Source organism: Nocardioides oceani (assembly GCF_030412965.1).
Taxonomy (GTDB): domain Bacteria; phylum Actinomycetota; class Actinomycetes; order Propionibacteriales; family Nocardioidaceae; genus Nocardioides; species Nocardioides oceani.
The window spans coordinates 418,629-436,592 of sequence record NZ_JAUHJQ010000002.1 but is presented as its reverse complement, the minus strand read 5'-3'; the positions used below and the strand labels follow the sequence as shown (position 1 = coordinate 436,592).

The window sequence follows — 17,964 nt, the reverse complement described above, 5'->3', positions numbered from 1 at the left end:
TCGTGACGTGCTCGTGACGTACTTCTCGGTGCCGGACCATCGTAGACCCTTGCATCCCATGATGCGAGACGGCAGTATTGCCATATGGACACCACCAGCGGAGTGGGCGTGCTCGACAAGGCCGCTCTCGTGCTCACCGCCCTCGAGTCGGGCCCTGCCACCCTGGCCGGCCTCGTCGCCGGCACGGGTCTCGCGCGGCCGACCGCGCACCGCCTCGCCGTGGCACTCGAGCACCACCGGCTGGTCGCCCGCGACATGCAGGGCCGCTTCGTCCTCGGCCCGCGCCTCGCCGAGCTGTCCGCCGCCGCCGGCGAGGACCGCCTGCTCGCCACCGCCGGCCCCGTGCTGGCCCGCCTGCGCGACATCACCGGCGAGTCGGCCCAGCTGTGGCGCCGCCAGGGCGAGCACCGCGTCTGCGTCGCCGCCGCCGAGCGCCCCTCGGGCCTGCGCGACACCATCCCGGTCGGCTCCCAGCTGACCATGCGCGCCGGCTCGGCCGCCCAGGTGCTGCTCGCGTGGGAGGACCCCGAGCGGATGCACCGCGGCTTGCAGAACTCGGCCTTCTCCGCCGCCGCGCTCTCCGGCATCCGCCGCCGCGGGTGGGCGCAGTCCGTGGGCGAGCGCGAGCAGGGCGTCGCCTCGGTCTCGGCGCCGGTCCGCTCGCCGGGCGGCAAGGTGATCGCGGCGGTCTCGGTCTCCGGCCCGCTCGAGCGGCTCTCCCGCCAGCCCGGCCGCATGCACGCCCCTGCGGTGCTCGCCGCCGCCGAGCGGCTCTCGGAGTCGTTGCGCCGCGCCGCCGCGGAGTGACCACCCCCGCCTCGTGATGCCCAGCGTGCGCCCTGGCGCACGCTGGGCATCACGAGGCGTCAGAAGAGCGCGGCCGACTCCAGCCCGAGGAGCAGCTGCTTGCGGGGCAGGCCGCCGGCGTACCCGGTGAGCGTGCCGTTCGCGCCGATCACCCGGTGGCAGGGCACGACGATCGGGATCGGGTTGCGGCCGTTGGCCAGCCCGACGGCGCGCGAGGCCGCCGCGGTCATCCCCAGCCGCGCGGCCACCTGGCCGTACGACGCGGTCTCGCCGTAGCCGATCTCCCGCAGCGCCGCCCACACCCGGTGCTGGAAGTCGCTGCCGACCGGGGCGAGCGGCAGGTCGAAGTCCTGCAGCTCCCGGGCGAAGTACGCCGCGAGCTGGCGGGCGGTCTCCACGAGCAGCGGGTGGGCGTCGTCGCGCTCGCCGCGGAGGTGCTTGTCCTCGAACGGCGCGAACTCGATCGCGGTCAGCGCGCCGTCGTGCTCGACGAGGCGCAGCTCGCCGACGGGGCTGTCGATGACGGTCCACATGGTCAGGTCTCCCGGGTGGCGGTGGGCGGCATGAGGGTGTTCCACAGGTGCATGAGCGCGTAGGAGCGCCACGGGCGCCAGCGGTCCGCGCCGGCCACGGCGCGCGCGACCTCCGCGTCGTGGAGGCCGAGCCCGCGCAGGGCGTTGCGGACCCCGATGTCGGTCGGCAGGAACACGTCGGGGTGCGCCAGCGCCCGCATGGCGACGTAGTCGGCCGTCCAGGGGCCGATGCCCGGCAGCGCGAGCAGCCGCCGGCGTACGTCGTCGCGGTCGGCGCCCCGGTCGAGCGCGACGTCGCCCGCGGCCAGCGCCGCGGCGAGCCCGACCAGCGCCCGACCCCGTGCCCGCGGCATCGGCAGCCCGGCGGGGTCGAGCTCGGCCAGGGTGGCCGCGTCGGGGAACAGGTGGGTGAGTCCGGGGACATCGGTGACCACGGGCCGGCCGTGCTCGGCGACGATCCGGCCGGTCACGGTCCGCGCGCCGGTCACGCTGACCTGCTGGCCGACGACCGTGCGGACCGCCGTCTCGTCGCCGTCGACCTGTCCCGGCACCCGCAGCCCCGGGCAGGTGCGGACCAGCGGTCCGACGAGGGGGTCCGGGCGGAGGTGGTCGTCGACGGCGACCGGGTCGCAGTCCGCGTCGAGCAGCCGGCGGGCGCGCTCGACGGCCGCGGCCGTGTCCCGCAGGTCGTGGAGCGCGAACCGGGCGGTCACGAAGGCGGTGCGGTCGGGGTCGGGCTCGTCGGCCAGGTCGAGCCGGACGGTCCCGGGGCCGTGCGGGAGGTCCAGGGTCCGGGCGTACCAGCCGTCCCCGGCGACCTCCACCCCCGGCACGAGGTGGTAGGCGAGAAAGTCCAGCAGCGCGCGACCCGCGAACGGCGTCCGGACCGCCAGGCGCATGGTCACCGTGCCCGCGCCGGCCCGTCCCCCGCGGCCGCCGCGCAGCTGCGTCGGGGAGGCGGCGTACACCTCGCGCACGGTGTCGTTGAACTGCCGCACGCTGGTGAAGCCCGCGGCGAAGGCGACGTCGGCGTACCCGAGGTCGGTGGTCTCGATGAGGACCCGCGCGGTCTGCGCGCGACGGGCCCGGGCCAGCGCGAGCGGGCCGGCGCCGAGCTCGGCGAGCAGCAGGCGCGAGAGGTGCCGCGGGGTGTAGCCGAGCCGTCGGGCGAGCCCGTCCACGCCCTCGCGGTCGACGACGCCGTCGGCGATGAGCCGCATCGCCCGACCGGCGACCGTGGCGGCGACGTCCCAGTCGGGGCTGCCGGGCGTGGCGTCGGGGCGGCAGCGCTTGCACGCGCGGTAGCCCGCGGCCTGTGCGGCCGCCGCGCTGGGGTGGAAGCTCACGTTGCCGTACGCCGGCGTGCGGGCCGGGCAGGAGGGCCGGCAGTAGATGCCGGTGGTCCGCACGGCCGTCCAGAAGACGCCGTCGAAGCGCCGGTCCCGCGACGTGACGGCGCGGTAGCAGGACTCGGGGTCCATCCGCGGGTCGCGTGTCGTGGTCACGGGTCCATCCTCGCGCACCACGACGACACGGTCTGGCGGGAATCGGACACCGCGGCGAGGACGGATCGCCCGCGCGGGAGCGGCCGCTCTGGGACGATGGGCGCCGTGGTCGACCGCGCGCACCGACGTACCGTCTGGCGGGTCGTCCTCGTCACCCAGCTCTGCCTCGCCCTGGTGACCGGCGTCGCGGTGGCGCTGGCCTACCGCCACGTCGACCGGCGCATCGACGAGGGGCCGCCGATCGACTACGCCGGCCGGGCGGAGCGGCCCGAGCCGCAGCTGCCGACGGGAGCGCTCAACATCCTGGTCCTCGGCACCGACGAGCGGGCGTGCGACGGCTGCGGCATCGACCGCGAGTCCGGCGGCGGGGGTTCGGACGTCACCATGCTGCTGCACGTGGCCGACGGCCGCCGGGCGGCGTACGGCATCTCCGTCCCGCGCGACACGCTCGTCGACCGGCCCGACTGCGAGGTCGACGGCGAGGTGGTGCCGGGCGCGCGGGACGCGACGTGGAACGAGGCCCTCGCGGTCGGCGGCGCGTCGTGCGCGGCGGCGCAGCTCGAGGCGGTGACCGGGATCTACGTCGACCACTACGTGGTCGTGGACTTCGGCGGATTCAAGGAGATCGTCGACGCGGTCGGGGGTGTCGAGGTCTGCCTGCCCGCGGAGGTCGACGACCGCCAGCACGGCATCCACCTCGACGCCGGCACCCAGGTCCTCGGCGGCGAGGACTCCCTGGCCTACATGCGGCAGCGCACGTCGACGCCCAACGCCGACCTGGGCCGGGTACGCCGCCAGCAGGCGTTCATCGCCTCGATGATCGCCAAGGTGCTCTCCGCCCGCACGCTCGCGCGGCCGGACCGGCTGGTGTCGTTCGCGAGCGCCGTGGCGGGCTCGATCCAGGCCGACCCCGAGCTGGCCAGCGTCTCGGAGGTCGTCGACCTGGCCGGGTCGCTCCGCCACGCGCGGCTCGGGAAGATCCGCTTCGTCACCGCGCCGGTCGTCGAGCTCCCCGTCGGGGACCCGAACTGGGGCCGGGTGCGCCTGACCGACGAGGCCGGTGCGCTGTGGCGCCGCGTCGCGGACGACCGGCCGCTCGGCGACCTCGGCCGCGGCGCGATCAGCGGCAGCCGGCCCGGCGGCTCGAAGGCCGACGCCGCGGCCAACGGCCTCTGCGCCTGATCCGCCCGGACCGGGTCACGCGGGAGCTCAGCCGAGCAGCCACTCCGCCTCGAGGCTGACACCGGCCGCGGCGGCGGCCAGGGACAGCGCCCCGACCGCCACGCGCCGGCGCACCGGCGACGCGGCCTCCTGCGCGGCGGCGACGAGCCGGACGTAGCGGTAGCCGACCATCCGCTGGAAGTGCCGCAGGCCCGGACCCTGGGTCCCGGGCGGCTCGGGGTCCAGGACGTGCCGCACGCCCGTGGCCACCAGCGCGGCGGCGAGGTGGGCGCTGGCGAGGTAGCGGGCGTCGCTCTCGGCCTCGCCCCACGACAGCGTGCGGAAGTAGCGCAGCGCCGCCCACTCGCCCGCGACGGGGACCACTGCGAGGTGGAGCGCCCGGCCGTCCGCGTCCTCGGTGACGTACCAGTGCCCGAACGCGAGCAGGTCGCTGTTGTCGGGCGCGCTCACGCGGTAGCGCGGGTCGGGGTGCTCGGCCTCCGCGGCGTGGGCGCGGGCCAGCAGCGCCTCCCGCTCGCCCGGGTCGGTGACCGGCCGGCAGGCCAGCCCGCGACGCTCCGCCGCCCGCACCTTGCGCCGCAGCGTGGCCCGGCTCGACCCGACCAGCACGTCGCCGGGACGCCCGGGCAGCTCGAGCACGGCCGCGCCGGTCGTCCGCAGGCTCAGGCCGTGACGGCGACGGTGCAGCACGTCGCGGAGGTACGCCGCGCCGGCGCCGGCGCCGCGGACGTCGGGCGCGGCCACCTCGGGGAGACGGCGTACGTCGGCGGCCGCGCGCGCGACCACGAGCGGGTGGCCGGCGAGGAACGCCGGCGCGCTGCGCGCCTGACCGGTGTACCGGTCCCAGAAGGCCGCCACCCGCGCCTCGTGCGGCGCGGTGCGGCCGGTGCTGCCCCCCAATGGCCTGCCCGTCTGTCGTCGGTCCTGCGGGAGGCAGTGTCCCCCGCGCGACCGGCACCCAAACCGGGTCGTGCGGCCCGTCACGTCGTCGGAGGCTCCCGGGGATGCGGAACGGCCCCGGAGATCGAGATGATCTCCGGGGCCGTCCTCGTGTGTACCCCGTACGGGATTCGAACCCGTGCTTCCGGCGTGAGAGGCCAGCGTCCTGGGCCGCTAGACGAACGGGGCATGCGTGTATCCAGTTGTTTCCGGCCGTCCGTTCCCGAACCGCCTGCGGAACTCTAGCCGGGGCCGTTGTTGCCGCAAAATCGAGGACTTCTTCTGCGAAGGAGACCTGCGACTCGCTGGGATACTAGGACTCGAACCTAGACTAACTGGACCAGAACCAGTCGTGCTGCCAATTACACCATATCCCACTGACTGACAAGACTAATGTCGGCCATCTCGTGCCCTCCGCCGTGGCGGTGGGCACGGTCGAGAACCTTACACGCGAGTGTTTCGGCGCTCCAAAACGGCCCCGTCGGTCGTGCGCCGCACCCCCATCGCCCGCGCCACGAGCAGGGTCAGCCCGAGGAACGCCAGCGACTGGGTCAGGGTGACCGGCAGGCTCCACCACGTCCCGCCCGACGGGTTGAGCGCGGAGGTCATGTCGCCGAAGGCGAGCGCGATGCCGAAGGCCAGCCAGTTGTTGAGGACGTGCATCGCGATGCCCGCCTCCAGGCCGCCGGTGAGGATGACGAGCGTGCCGGCGACCAGCCCGAAGGCGAACCGGTCGAAGAAGATCGGCAGGTCCTGGCCGACCCCGTGGGCGAGCGCGAACAGGAAGGCCGGCACCACGACGGCCACCCACCGCCACGGCACCAGGCCGCCGAAGGCCTGGGTGAGGTAGCCCCGGAAGGCGTACTCCTCCCCTGCCGCCTGCAGCGGCGTGAGCAGGAGCACGACCAGCGCGAAGTCCCGGGTGGTCCGGGTGAAGTCGTTGAGCTCGGTCGACACCTCGGTCCCGGAGCCCTGCGCCGGCAGCAGCGCCGAGACGACGAGTGTCAGGAACAGCGCGACGAAGGCCACACCGAAGCAGGCCGCGAACCAACGCCAGCGCAGCCGCAGCCCCACCGACGACACCCACCCGGGCCGCAGCCGGTGGAGGGCGAAGCCGACGAGCCAGACGGCGGGGATCGCGAGGGCCCAGCCGACGTTGACGAGCGCGAGGAACGACGGCGTGACGGGATCACCCGTGAGCCGGTCGAGCGCCTCGTCCACGCCCACGCCGCGGACGAGGAGGTAGACCGCGATGACGACCGTCGCGACGGTCTGCAGGACGAGCACGAGGAACACCAGCAGGAGCACGCCCACCAGCGGACGCCACCAGCCGGTGCGTCCGAGCCGGTGCAGCCGCTCGTAGGTCAGGCCCTCGCCGGTGGCGGGCGGGGGCTGCTGCACCGGCACGGTCATCGCGTCAGCCCAGCGCGGAGCGGAGACGGGCGAGGCCGCGGTCGCGGCCGAGCAGCTCCATCGACTCGAACAGCGGCGGGGAGACCCGGCGGCCGGTGATCGCCACCCGGACCGGCCCGAAGGCGTTGCGCGGCTTGAGGCCGAGCTCCTCGACGAGCTTGCCCTGCAGGGCCGCCTGGATGGCGTCGGTGGTCCACTCCCCGAGCGGCTCGACGGCGTCGTACGCCGCCTGGACGACCTCGACGCCCTTCTCGTCCAGCAGCTTGGCGGCGTCGGCCTCGTCGCGGGTGAAGTCCTCCTCGGCGACGAAGAGGAAGCCCAGCATGTCGACGGCCTCGGTGAGCTTGTTGATCCGCTCGGCGACCAGGGGCATCGCCCGCGCGAGCAGCTCGCGATCGGCCTCGGAGCCCTCGTCGACCACGCCGGCCCCGACGAGGAACGGCAGGGCGCGCTCGGTGACCTGCTCGACCGAGAGCAGGCGCATCTGGGCGGCGTTGATCGCCTCGGCCTTCTTGAGGTCGAAGCGCGCCGGGTTGGGGTTGACGTCCCTCAGGTCGAAGGCCCCGACCATCTCCTCGAGCGTGAAGACGTCGCGGTCCGGGGCGATCGACCAGCCGAGCAGCGCGAGGTAGTTGAGCAGGCCCTCGGGGAGGAAGCCCTGCTCGCGGTAGAGCGCCATGTGCGCCTGCGGGTCGCGCTTGGAGAGCTTCTTGTTGCCCTCGCCCATGACGTAGGGCAGGTGGCCGAACGCCGGGGTCTCCTTCGCCACGCCGATCGCCTTGAGGCCCTCGAACAGCGCGACCTGGCGCGGCGTGCTCGAGAGGAGGTCCTCACCGCGCAGGACGTGGGTGATCTCCATCGTGGCGTCGTCGACCGGGGCGGTCAGCGTGTAGAGCGGGTCGCCGTTGGCCCGCGCCAGCGCGAAGTCCGGGACGTGCTCGGTCTGGAAGGTGATCTCGCCGCGGACGAGGTCGTCGAAGGTGATCTCGCCGTCGGGCATCCGGAACCGGACGACCGGCGCGCGGCCCTCGGCCTCGAACGCCGCCCGCTGCTCGGCGGACAGCTCGCGGCAGAACCCGTCGTACCCCAGCACCTTGGAGCCGGACGCCTTGCGACGCGCGTCGACCTCCTCGGTCGTGCAGAAGCAGTCGTAGGTGTAGGACGACTCGCGCAGCCGGGCCAGCACGTCGGCGTACACCTCGGTGCGCTCGGACTGGCGGTAGGGGCCGTACGGGCCGCCGACCACGACCCCCTCGTCCCAGGACAGGCCGAGCCACTGCATCAGGTCGATGAGCGACTCGTAGGACTCCTCGGTGTTGCGCTCCTTGTCGGTGTCCTCGATCCGGAAGACGAAGGTGCCGCCGTGCTTGCGCGCGAACGCCCAGTTGTAGAGCGCGGTGCGGGCGAGACCGACGTGCGGGCTGCCGGTCGGGGACGGGGCCATCCGGACGCGGACGGGGGTGTTGCTCAACGCTGGGCCACCTTGTTCGTGAGAGTGCCGAGGCCGGCGATCGAGACCTCGACCTCGTCGCCCACCTCCATCGGACCGACACCCTCGGGGGTGCCGGTGAGGATGACGTCGCCGGGCAGCAGCGTCATCACGCTCGAGACGTAGGACACGAGCGTCGGGATGTCGAAGATCAGGTCGGCCGTGCTGCCGTCCTGCTTCAGGTCGCCGTTGAGGTGGGTCTGCACCCGGACCCCGTCGGCGAAGTGCTGGGGGTCGAGGTCGGTCTCGATCCACGGCCCGAGCGGGCAGAAGGAGTCGAAGCCCTTGGCCCGGGTGAACTGCACGTCGCCCTTCTGCAGGTCGCGCGCGGTCACGTCGTTGGCGATCGTGTAGCCGTGGATGACGTCGGTCGCCTGCTCCGGCGGCACGTCGCGGCAGATCCGGCCGATGACGACCGCGAGCTCGCCCTCGAAGTGCAGGTTCTGCGTCTGCCGCGGGTAGAAGATCGGGTCGCCCGGGCCCACCACGCTGGTGTTGGGCTTGAGGAACATCAGCGGCTCGGTCGGCACGTCGTTGCCCATCTCGGCGGCGTGCGCGGCGTAGTTGCGGCCGATGCCGACCACCTTGCTGCGCGGCAGGACCGGCGCCAGCAGGCGGACGTCGGCGAGCTTGTGCTCGGTGTCGAGCAGCTTGACGCCGACGTACAGCGGGTCGCCGGCGAGCGCCACGACCACGGCGTCCTCGTCGGGCTGCCCGAACTCGTCCAGGTCGCCCGTCACGACGCCGTACTGGGGATCCTCGCCGGTGGTGAATCTCGCGATGCGCACGGCTCGACACTATCGACCTACCATCGACGCCCGTGGAGGTGCTGGGAACCGCTGAGTGGCAGGCGAGAGCCGCGGCACACGCGGCCCGCGTCGACGCGTTCGTCGCGCCCCACCTGGCCCGGCGCGAGTCGCACGTGAAGCACCCGGTCCACGACTTCCTCTTCACCTACTACTCCCAGCGGCCCGCCCAGCTGCGGCGCTGGCACCCCGGCTTCGGCGTCGGGCTCGCCGTCGGCGACGACGCCGCCCCGAGCACGCCGGACTCAGGGGGTACGCGGTCGTGGACGGGGTCGTGACGGTGGACGCGGCGTACGTCGCCACCCAGCGCCCGCTGCTGGAGTCGCTGCGCGCGCTGCTGACCGCCACGCAGGGCCGCCCGGCGAACTTCGGCTGCTTCGGCATGCACGAGTGGGCGATGGTCTACCGGCTCGGCGAGGACGAGACCCGGCACGCCGACTGGCCGCTGCGGCTCGGGCCGGAGGGCACCGACGCGGTGGTCGAGTCGCACCGGGTCGCCTGCTCCCACTTCGACGCCTACCGGTTCTTCACCGAGCCGGCCCGCCCGCTCAACACGTTGCGCCCGACGAGCGCCGACCGGCCGGCGTTCGAGCAGCCGGCGTGCCTCCACGCGGGGATGGACCTCTACAAGCACGCCTTCCGGCTCACGCCGATGGTCGACTCCGACCTGGTCGCGGACTGCTTCGAGCTGGCGCGCGACATCCGCGAGCTGGACATGCGGGCGGCGCCGTACGACCTGCGCGACCTGGGCTTCGAGCCGGTCCACGTCGAGACCCCCGAGGGCAAGCAGGAGTACGTCGCCGCGCAGCGCTCCTTCGCCGAGCGCGGCGCTCCCCTGCGGGCCCGCCTCGTCGCGGCGTGCGAGCGGCTGCTGGCGGTCGCGCCGGCGGACGTCGTGGGCTGAGCGGACGGCCCGGCTCCCACCCTTCGGGCTCTTGGCCGAGGACGGTCTGGACCACTAGCGTCGCCGACATGTCGACCGCGGACCCCCTGGCGCGCCACGCCGTGACCGTCCAGGGCCCCGCCGACGCCCGCCCCCTCGTGTTCGCCCACGGGTTCGGCTGCGACCAGGGCATGTGGCGCCACGTCGCGCCGGCCTTCGCCGACCGCCACCGGGTGGTGACCTTCGACTTCCCGGGCGCCGGCGGCAGTGACCCGGCGGCGTACGACGAGCTGCGCCACAGCCACCTCGACGGCTACGCCACCGACCTGCTCGAGGTCGTCGGGGCGCTGGACCTGCAGGACGCCGTGCTCGTCGGGCACTCCGTGGCCGCCATGATCGGCGCGCTCGCCACGATCGCGGAGCCCGAGCGCTTCGCGGGGCTGGTGATGGTCGGGCCGTCGCCGCGCTACCTCGACGACGACGGCTACACCGGCGGGTTCGGCCGCGAGGACATCGACGACCTGCTCGGCGCGATCGCCGGCAACTACGTCGGCTGGTCGGCGACGATGGCGCCGGCCATCGTCGGCAACCCGCACCGGCCCGAGCTGGGCGACGAGCTGACCGAGGCCTTCTGCCGGATGGACCCCGAGGTGGCGCGCCGCTTCGCGCAGGCGACGTTCCTCTCCGACAACCGCGCCGACCTGCCGCACGTCCCGGTCCCCGCACTGGTCCTGCAGTGCCGCGAGGACATCATCGCTCCCCTCGAGGTCGGGGCGTACGTCGCGGAGCAGGTGCCCGACGCGACGCTGGTCGTCCTCGACGCCACCGGTCACTGCCCGCAGCTGAGCGCGCCCGAGGAGACCGCCGCGGCCATCCGCGCGTGGCTCGACGAGCGGATGGCCGCCTGAGCCCGGCGACCGGCAGGACCGACGCGGCGGCGAGGACGGCCCGGACGGACCCGGCGCCCGGGGCCGGCCCGGGCGACGGTGCCGCGCGGCTCCTCGACCGAGCCCCCTGCGGGCTGCTGACCACGGACCCGGACGGGCTGGTCCGGCGGGCGAACGCGACGTTCCTGCGGTGGATCGGCCACTCACCGGACGAGGTGGTGGGCCGGCGGCTGGTGCAGCTGCTGACGCCCGGCGGGCGGATCTTCCACGAGACCGTCTACGACCCGATGCTGCGGCTGCGCGGCTCGGTGCACGAGCTGGCCGTCGACCTGCGGTGCGCCGACGGCTCCCGCCTGCCGGTGCTGCTCAACGCCACGCTGGTGCCCGTCGACGAGGACGGTGGCGGCGACGGCGGCGGCGATGCTCCGGCGGAGGTCCACGTCGCGCTCTTCGAGGCCACCGGACGCCGCCGCTACGAGCAGGACCTGCTGCGCGCCCGCGACGAGGCGCGCACCGCCGAGGACCGGGCCCGGTCGCTCGCGCGCACGCTGCAGGAGACCCTCGTGCCACCCGTGCCGCCCCAGGTCGCGGGGCTGACCATCGCGGCGGCGTACCGCCCCGCCGGCGACGGCACCGAGGTCGGCGGCGACTTCTACGACATCTTCCCGACCGCCCCGGACGAGCACGTCGTCGTGCTGGGTGACGTCGCCGGCAAGGGCGCCGAGGCCGCGGTGGTCACCTCGCTGGTGCGCAACACCGTCCGCGCCCTCGCGGTGCTGCACCACCGGCCCTCCGAGCTCCTCGCCGAGCTCAACGAGGTGGTCGGCGCCCACGAGACCGAGCGGTTCTGCACGCTGGTGCTGCTGCGCCTGCGCCGCGAGGAGGACGGCTCGTGGCGGGTCACGGCCGGCGCCGGCGGCCACCCGCCGCCGATCCTGCTGCGCCCGGGCGCCGAGCCGGTCGAGCTCGCCGTCGGCGGCCCGCTGGTCGGCATCCTCGGCGACCAGCAGTACGACGAGGCGGAGCTGCGGCTCGCGCCCGGCGAGGCGCTCGTGGTCTACACCGACGGGGTGACCGAGGCCCGCGGCGCCGACGACTACTTCGGCGAGGAGCGGCTGCACGCCGCCCTGCGCGCGTTCGGCCCGGCGGACGTCCACGCGCTGGCGCGCGGCCTCACCGAGCAGGTCGTGGACTTCCAGGGCGGCGACACCCACGACGACGTCGCGATCGTGGCGCTCTCGCCCTCCCCCGGGTCCGTGCCCACCCCGCCCCGACTGTGACGTGGGTCCCACCGGACGGCCGGGGGGTTGCGCACGCCCACTTCGGTGTCACTAAGGTGAGCCTTACCTAACCGACGGCCGTGGCGCGGCCGCCGGGTCCCCCCAGCCTGACCTGACTCGGAAGGAAGGCTCGTGCTCCCAGCCACGCCCGCGCGGCATGCCCGCGACACCCGCCACCTGTTCCACCCCGACCACCTCGAGGACTTCCTCGCGAGCATGCGGCTGGGTCTGGACCACCTCGCCGACGCGCTCACCGCCCAGGCGGGCCCGGCCACCGGGGTGCTGCCCGAGCAGGCCGCGAAGGTCGTCGCCGACGTCGACCTCGACCGCCCGCTCGGCGACACCCGCGCGGCGCTGGCCGAGATGAGCCGGGTCTGGCTCGACGACGCCGTGTGGTTCCACGACCCGGCGTACGTCGCCCACCTCAACTGCCCGGTCGTCGTGCCCGCCCTGCTGGCCGAGCTCTTCGTCTCCTCGGTGAACTCCTCCCTCGACACCTTCGACCAGAGCGTCGGCGGGACGTTCGTCGAGCGGCACCTGATCGACTGGACCGCCGGGCGGATCGGGTTCGGCGCGACCGCGGACGGGGTCTTCACCAGCGGCGGGACGCAGTCGAACCTGCAGGCGCTGCACCTGGCCCGCGACGCCGCGCTCGCCGCCGGACACGCGACCGCCGACCTGCGGGTCCTGGCCTCGGCCGACGGGCACTTCAGCGTCCAGAAGGCCGCCAAGCTGCTCGGCCTGGCCCCCGACGCCGTCGTCACCGTCGCGGTCGACGACGACCACCGGATGGATCCCCTCGCGCTGAGCCGCGCGCTGGCCGGCGTCCGCGACGCCGGCCACGTGCCGATGGCGGTCGTCGCCACCGCCGGCACGACCGACTTCGGCGCGATCGACCCGCTCCCGGCCGTCGCCGCCCTCGCCGAGGCGCACGGCGCGTGGCTGCACGTCGACGCGGCGTACGGCGGCGGCCTGCTCGCCTCCGCCCGGCTCCGCCCGCGCCTCGCCGGCATCGAGCGGGCCGACTCGGTGACCGTGGACTACCACAAGACGTGGTTCCAGCCGGTCTCCTCCAGCGCCCTCGTCGTCCGCGACAGCCGCCACCTCGGCCACGTGACCTGGCACGCGGACTACCTCAACCCGAAGGACGCCGCACACCCGAACCAGGTCGACAAGAGCCTGCAGACCACGCGTCGCTTCGACGCGCTCAAGCTGTGGCTGACCCTGCGGGTGATGGGCCCCGACACCATCGGCGGGTACGTCGAGGACGTCGTCGACCTCGCCACCGCTGTCGGCGAGCGCCTCGCCGACCACCCCGAGCTCGAGCTGGCCGCGACGCCGCAGCTCTCGACCGTGGTCTTCCGCTACCGCCCCGCCGGGCTGGCCGAGGACACCGCCGACCTACTCGCCGGCCGGATCCGCGCCACCCTCTACGAGCGCGGCGCCGCCATGGTGGCCGCCACCAAGGTCGGGGGCCGGTGCTGGCTCAAGCTGACCCTGCTCAACCCGGTGGCCACCCTCGACGACGTCCTCGCGGTCACCGACGCGGTCGCCGCGCTCGGCCGCGAGCTGACCGCGGAGGCGGCGGCGTGAGCGCACCCGACGACCGCCGGGTCCACGACGTCGTCGGCATCGGCCTGGGCCCGTTCAACCTGGGCCTGGCCTGCCTGGCCGACCCCGTCGAGGACCTCGACTGCGTCTTCCTCGAGGCCCGCGACCACCTCGCCTGGCACCCCGGGATGATGCTCGACGACGCCACGCTGCAGGTGCCGTTCCTGGCCGACCTGGTGACGATGGCCGACCCGACCTCGCGCTGGTCCTTCCTGAGCTACCTCAAGGAGACCGGCCACCTCTACGCCTTCTACATCCGCGAGTCCTTCTACCCCCTGCGCCGCGAGTACGACGAGTACTGCCGGTGGGCCGCCGAGCGGCTCGGCTCGGTGCGCTTCGGGCAGGCGGTGACCTCGGTCGAGCACGACGGCGCCACCTACGTGGTGAGCACCGCGCGCGGCGAGGTGTTCCGCGGCCGTGCGGTCGTGCTGGGCACCGGCACGCAGCCGCGGGTGCTGCCGTGCGTCCGCGAGGCGGGCGGGCCGGCGATCCACTCCGCCGACTACCTCGCCCGCAAGGCCGAGCTTCAGGCGCTGCCGCGGATCACGGTCGTCGGCAGCGGCCAGAGCGCCGCGGAGGTCTACCACGACCTGCTCGCCGAGAGCCCCGACCACGACTACGAGCTGGTCTGGCTGACCCGCAGCCCGCGCTTCTTCCCGATGGAGTACACCAAGCTCACCCTCGAGATGACCTCGCCGGAGTACACCTCGTACTTCCAGGACCTGCCCGCCGGGACCCGCGAGCGGCTGCTGCGCGAGCAGCGCTCGCTCTACAAGGGCATCAGCGGTGACCTGGTCGACGCGATCTTCGACCTGCACTACCGGCTGCGCGTGCAGGGCGCCGGCCCGCGCACGACGCTGCTGACCAACACCGCGGTCGTCGACGCGGCCTGGGACGGCGCGGCGTACACCCTCGGCCTGCACCACGACGAGACCGGCGAGGACTTCTCGGTGCGCACCGAGGGGCTGGTGCTCGCCACCGGCTACGCCGCGCAGGTGCCGGACTTCCTCGACCCGGTGCGCGACCGGCTCCGGCTCGACGAGCGCGGGCGGTACGTCGCGTCGGCGACGTACGCCGTGGACCACGGCGGCGCCGAGGTCTTCGTGCAGAACGCCGAGGAGCACACCCACGGCTTCGTGGCGCCCGACCTCGGGATGGGCGCCTACCGGAACTCGGTGATCATCGCGGCGCTCACCGGCCGCGAGGTCTACCCGGTCGAGAAGCGGATCGCCGTGCAGTCCTTCGGCGTCCCCGACCACCTGCGGAGCGTGCCGTGAGCGCCGTGACGCTGGAGCCGCTCGACCTCGACCGCGACCTCGACCTGCTGCACCGCTGGGTCACCCACCCCCGGTCGGCCTTCTGGTTGATGCAGGGCGCGAGCGTCCACGACGTCGCCACGGAGTACGCCGCCATCGCCGACGACCCCCACCACCACGCCTGGCTGGGGCGGGTCGACGGCGAGCCGGCGTTCCTCGCCGAGACCTACGACCCCGTGCGCTCGACGCACTCGCCGGTCCGCGACCTGCCCGACCTGCGGGCGGGCGACCTGGGGATGCACGTGCTCGTCGCGCCGCCCAGCGGCGACCCGGTGCCGGGGTTCACCCGCCGGGTCTTCGGCGCCGTGCTCGACCACTGCTTCGCCGACCCGGGCGTCCGTCGCGTGGTCGTCGAGCCCGACGCCCGCAACGGCGCGATCCGCGCGATGAACACCGCCTTCGGGTTCCGCGAGCTGCGCACCGTCTCCCTGACCACCCCCGTCGCGAAGGAGGCCGTCCTCTCCGTGCTGGACCGCCCGACCCCGCCAGCCCCTGACCTGCCCGCCGACCTGACGGCGGCGCACCTGACCCCCGACCACCTCGCCCGCGCCCAACGGCACCTGGTGACCAAGGCCCTCTCCGAGCTCTCCCACGAGCGGTTGCTGGCGCCGACGCCGGTCGGCGACCTCGCGGACGAGCGGTGGAAGCTGGTCTCCCCCGACGGCCGGACGCGGTACACCTTCCGCGCGCAGATGCTCGCGCTCGAGCACTGGGCGGTCGAGGAGGCGAGCGTCGAGCGGACGCTCGACGGGGAGCCGGCGCCGCTGGACGTGCAGGAGCTGGTCGTCGAGCTGGCGCCGCTGCTCGGCGTCCCCGACGGCCTGCTGCCGACCTACCTGGAGGAGCTGGCCGCCACGCTGGCCTCGGCCGCGTGGAAGCTGGCGCACTCCACCCGGTCGGTCGAGGAGCTGCTCGAGCTGGACGGGACCGAGGGCTACCAGGCGGTCGAGGCCGCGATGACCGAGGGCCACCCGGGCTTCCTCGCCAACAACGGGCGGATCGGCTTCGGGGTCGACGACCACGCGGCGTACTCCCCCGAGGCCGGCGCCCCCGTGCGCCTGGTCTGGGTGGCCGCGCGGCGCGAGCACACGCGGCTCTCGCTGTCGGCCGACCTGACCGAGGAGGCGCTGTGGGCGACCGAGCTCGACGAGGACACCCGGGTCGGGTTCGAGAAGCGGCTGCGCGACCTCGGGCTGGACCCGGCCGACTACCTCTACCTGCCGCTCCACCCCTGGCAGTGGCGGACCAAGGTCGCGGTCACGTTCGCACCCGACGTCGCGCGGCGCGACCTGGTGCCGCTCGGCGAGGGCCCCGACACCTACCGGGCGCAGCAGTCGATCCGGACGTTCTTCAACACCAGCCGGCCCGAGCGGCACTACGTGAAGACCGCGCTCGCGGTGCAGAACATGGGCTTCCTGCGCGGGCTGTCCCCGGCATACATGGGCCCGACGCCGGCGATCAACGACTGGGTCGCCGACCTCGTCGCGGGCGACGAGGAGCTGCGCGCGTGCGGGTTCTCGGTGCTGCGCGAGCGGGCCGCGATCGGCTACACCGGCGACGCCTACCACCGGCTCGCGGACCGGGCCGGCGTGCGGTCGCCGTACCAGAAGATGATCGCCGCGCTGTGGCGCGAGAGCCCGCTCCCCCTGCTGCGCGAGGGCGAGCGGCTGGCGACGATGGCCGCGCTGCTGCACCGCGACGGCGACGGCCGGGCGTTCGTCACCGCCCTGGTCGAGCGATCCGGGCTGGAGCCGCGGGCGTGGGTGCGCCGCTGGCTCGACGCCTACGTCCGGCCGGTCGCGCACTGCCTGCTGGCCCACGAGCTGGCGTTCATGCCGCACGGGGAGAACCTCGTCCTCGTGCTGCGCGACGGCGTCGTGGACCGCGTGCTGATGAAGGACGTCGGCGAGGAGGTCGCGGTCATGGACGACCAGCCGCTGCCGCCCGACGTCGAGCGGATCCGCGCCGACGTGCCCCAGGACGTGCGGGCGCTCGCGCTGCACACCGACGTCTTCGACGGGGTGCTGCGGCACGTCGCGGCGATCCTGCACCTCGACGGCGTGCTCGACGAGGCGGCCTTCTGGGACGAGGTGCGCGCCTGCCTGGTGCGCCACCGCGACGACCACCCCGAGCTGGCGGAGCGGCACGCGGCGTACGACCTGATGCGCGCCGAGTTCCGTCACAGCTGCCTCAACCGGCTCCAGCTGCGCAACACCCTGCAGATGGTCGACCTCTCCGACCAGGCGGAGTCGCTGATGTACGCCGGCACCCTGGCCAACCCGGTGGCGGCGCCGTGACCGCGGGCGGTTGACTGGCGGCATGACCTCGCGGCTGACCGAGACCGTCGTCGACTGCCACGACCCCGTCCGGCTCGCGGACTTCTGGTGCGCGGCGCTGGGGTGGGTCGTGGTCGGCACCGAGGACGACGGCAGCGTCGAGATCGGCCCCGAGCGCGTCCCGGACGTCCAGCGGCTCGCCGACGTGCGCGCCGGGGCGGTCGTGCCGACGTTGCTCCTCCAGCCCGTGCCGGAGGGGAAGACGGCCAAGAACCGGCTGCACCTGGACCTGTCTCCCGTCGACTGCTCCCAGGCCGACGAGGTCGAGCGGCTGCTGGGCCTGGGCGCGACCCGGGCCGACGTCGGGCAGGACCCGTCGGTCTCGTGGGTGGTGCTCGCCGACCCCGAGGGCAACGAGCTGTGCGTGCTGCGCAGCCTGGCCGTCGGTCAGTTCACCCTGCCGTGAGCGGCGATCCGGGGCAGCCGGGTCACCCGGGACACACCGTGCTGCAGGTGCCGGTGCCGCCGGTCGAGCCCGTGGTGCGGGAGCGGCACGCGCACTACGACCCGGCCTGGGTCTCCGCCGACCCCGCCTTCGTGCACGCGCACGTCACCGCGCTCGGGCCCTGGCTGGTCGACCCCTCGGCCGCGGACCTCGCCACCGTGGCGGAGGTCGCGGCGGGGCTCGGGCCGTTCGACTTCGTCCTCGAGCGGGTGGCGACGTTCGGGAGCGGGATCATCCACCTGGTGCCGGAGCCGGACGGGCCGTTCCGCGAGCTGACGTCCCGGTTGGCGGCCGCGTTCCCCCAGTGCCCGCCGTACGCCGGGGAGTTCGAGCCGGTCCCGCACCTGACGCTCGACCTGACCTCGACGGAGGTCTCGGAGGCCTCGACGCGCGAGCTGGTGGCCGGGCTCGTCCCGGCGCGCTGCCGCGCGGAGTGGCTCGACCTGGCGTGGTACCAGGCCGACGGGTGCCGGCTGCTCCACCGCTGGCCCCTGGGCATCCCGGACCGTCGGAGCGCTGTGCTTGGCTGAGG

17 protein-coding genes and 2 tRNA genes are annotated in these 17,964 nt (G+C 74.3%); 11 read left to right on the top strand and 8 right to left on the bottom strand.

The features are described from left to right. Nucleotides 1-84 precede the first annotated feature (84 nt). On the top strand, nucleotides 85-807 hold the full coding sequence (locus QWY28_RS07620) for an IclR family transcriptional regulator (protein ID WP_154615004.1): 723 nt from the start codon (nucleotides 85-87) through the stop codon (nucleotides 805-807). A gap of 59 nt (nucleotides 808-866) precedes the next feature. On the opposite strand, the gene QWY28_RS07615 is transcribed toward QWY28_RS07620, so the two are convergent. Continuing rightward, a complete protein-coding gene (locus tag QWY28_RS07615; protein WP_300951719.1) occupies nucleotides 867-1,340 on the bottom strand; it encodes a methylated-DNA--[protein]-cysteine S-methyltransferase in 474 nt (157 codons plus the stop codon). 2 nt (nucleotides 1,341-1,342) lie between these two features. Further along, on the bottom strand, nucleotides 1,343-2,845 hold the full coding sequence (locus QWY28_RS07610) for an AlkA N-terminal domain-containing protein (protein WP_336622410.1): 1,503 nt from the start codon (nucleotides 2,843-2,845) through the stop codon (nucleotides 1,343-1,345). Nucleotides 2,846-2,950: 105 nt separating this feature from the next. Here QWY28_RS07610 and QWY28_RS07605 point away from each other — a divergent pair, with 105 nt between their 5' ends. Beyond that, nucleotides 2,951-4,027, top strand: a complete 1,077-nt coding sequence (locus QWY28_RS07605; protein WP_300951717.1) for an LCP family protein — start codon at nucleotides 2,951-2,953, stop codon at nucleotides 4,025-4,027. A gap of 27 nt (nucleotides 4,028-4,054) precedes the next feature. Here QWY28_RS07605 and QWY28_RS07600 read toward each other — a convergent pair whose 3' ends face one another. The 6 genes from QWY28_RS07600 to QWY28_RS07575 all read right to left on the bottom strand — a co-directional run bounded on the left by QWY28_RS07600 (nucleotide 4,055) and on the right by QWY28_RS07575 (nucleotide 8,656). Then, nucleotides 4,055-4,927, bottom strand: a complete 873-nt coding sequence (locus tag QWY28_RS07600; RefSeq protein ID WP_300951716.1) for a hypothetical protein — start codon at nucleotides 4,925-4,927, stop codon at nucleotides 4,055-4,057. A 155-nt stretch (nucleotides 4,928-5,082) separates the two neighbouring features. Next, nucleotides 5,083-5,155: transfer RNA gene (locus QWY28_RS07595), tRNA-Glu, on the bottom strand. A 116-nt stretch (nucleotides 5,156-5,271) separates the two neighbouring features. After that, nucleotides 5,272-5,343, bottom strand: a tRNA-Gln gene (locus QWY28_RS07590). A gap of 67 nt (nucleotides 5,344-5,410) precedes the next feature. After that, nucleotides 5,411-6,379, bottom strand: coding sequence for a CPBP family intramembrane glutamic endopeptidase (locus QWY28_RS07585; protein WP_300951715.1), 969 nt, complete (start codon nucleotides 6,377-6,379; stop codon nucleotides 5,411-5,413). Between the two features lie 4 nt (nucleotides 6,380-6,383). Continuing rightward, a complete protein-coding gene (gltX, locus tag QWY28_RS07580) occupies nucleotides 6,384-7,823 on the bottom strand; it encodes a glutamate--tRNA ligase (protein WP_300952290.1) in 1,440 nt (479 codons plus the stop codon). Between the two features lie 23 nt (nucleotides 7,824-7,846). Next, nucleotides 7,847-8,656, bottom strand: a complete 810-nt coding sequence (locus QWY28_RS07575; protein WP_300951714.1) for a fumarylacetoacetate hydrolase family protein — start codon at nucleotides 8,654-8,656, stop codon at nucleotides 7,847-7,849. Between the two features lie 32 nt (nucleotides 8,657-8,688). Here QWY28_RS07575 and QWY28_RS07570 point away from each other — a divergent pair, with 32 nt between their 5' ends. The 9 genes from QWY28_RS07570 to QWY28_RS07530 all read left to right on the top strand — a co-directional run bounded on the left by QWY28_RS07570 (nucleotide 8,689) and on the right by QWY28_RS07530 (nucleotide 17,962). Then, the gene (locus QWY28_RS07570; RefSeq protein WP_300951712.1) at nucleotides 8,689-8,952 is read left to right on the top strand and encodes a hypothetical protein; all 264 of its coding nucleotides are present in this window, start codon (nucleotides 8,689-8,691) and stop codon (nucleotides 8,950-8,952) included. Then, nucleotides 8,937-9,578, top strand: coding sequence for a 3-methyladenine DNA glycosylase (locus QWY28_RS07565; RefSeq protein ID WP_300951710.1), 642 nt, complete (start codon nucleotides 8,937-8,939; stop codon nucleotides 9,576-9,578). The genes QWY28_RS07570 and QWY28_RS07565 overlap by 16 nt, the downstream gene beginning before the upstream one ends. A gap of 68 nt (nucleotides 9,579-9,646) precedes the next feature. After that, a complete protein-coding gene (locus QWY28_RS07560) occupies nucleotides 9,647-10,465 on the top strand; it encodes an alpha/beta fold hydrolase (protein WP_300951708.1) in 819 nt (272 codons plus the stop codon). Continuing rightward, nucleotides 10,438-11,724 carry a PP2C family protein-serine/threonine phosphatase gene (locus tag QWY28_RS07555; RefSeq protein ID WP_300951707.1) on the top strand — a complete coding sequence of 429 codons (1,287 nt, stop codon included), beginning with the start codon at nucleotides 10,438-10,440 and terminating at the stop codon, nucleotides 11,722-11,724. Before QWY28_RS07560 ends, QWY28_RS07555 begins: the two co-directional genes overlap by 28 nt. 132 nt (nucleotides 11,725-11,856) lie before the next feature. Continuing rightward, entirely contained in the window at nucleotides 11,857-13,317 is a 1,461-nt protein-coding gene (locus QWY28_RS07550) for a pyridoxal phosphate-dependent decarboxylase family protein (RefSeq protein WP_300951706.1), read from the top strand. Further along, a complete protein-coding gene (locus tag QWY28_RS07545; RefSeq protein ID WP_300951705.1) occupies nucleotides 13,314-14,612 on the top strand; it encodes a lysine N(6)-hydroxylase/L-ornithine N(5)-oxygenase family protein in 1,299 nt (432 codons plus the stop codon). The genes QWY28_RS07550 and QWY28_RS07545 overlap by 4 nt, the downstream gene beginning before the upstream one ends. Beyond that, the gene (locus QWY28_RS07540) at nucleotides 14,609-16,948 is read left to right on the top strand and encodes a GNAT family N-acetyltransferase (protein WP_300951704.1); all 2,340 of its coding nucleotides are present in this window, start codon (nucleotides 14,609-14,611) and stop codon (nucleotides 16,946-16,948) included. The genes QWY28_RS07545 and QWY28_RS07540 overlap by 4 nt, the downstream gene beginning before the upstream one ends. Before the next feature lie 22 nt (nucleotides 16,949-16,970). Next, complete coding sequence (locus QWY28_RS07535) at nucleotides 16,971-17,393, top strand: VOC family protein (RefSeq protein ID WP_300951703.1); 423 nt, start codon at nucleotides 16,971-16,973, stop codon at nucleotides 17,391-17,393. 47 nt (nucleotides 17,394-17,440) lie between these two features. Next, nucleotides 17,441-17,962 carry a 2'-5' RNA ligase family protein gene (locus QWY28_RS07530; RefSeq protein WP_300951701.1) on the top strand — a complete coding sequence of 174 codons (522 nt, stop codon included), beginning with the start codon at nucleotides 17,441-17,443 and terminating at the stop codon, nucleotides 17,960-17,962. Nucleotides 17,963-17,964 lie beyond the last annotated feature (2 nt).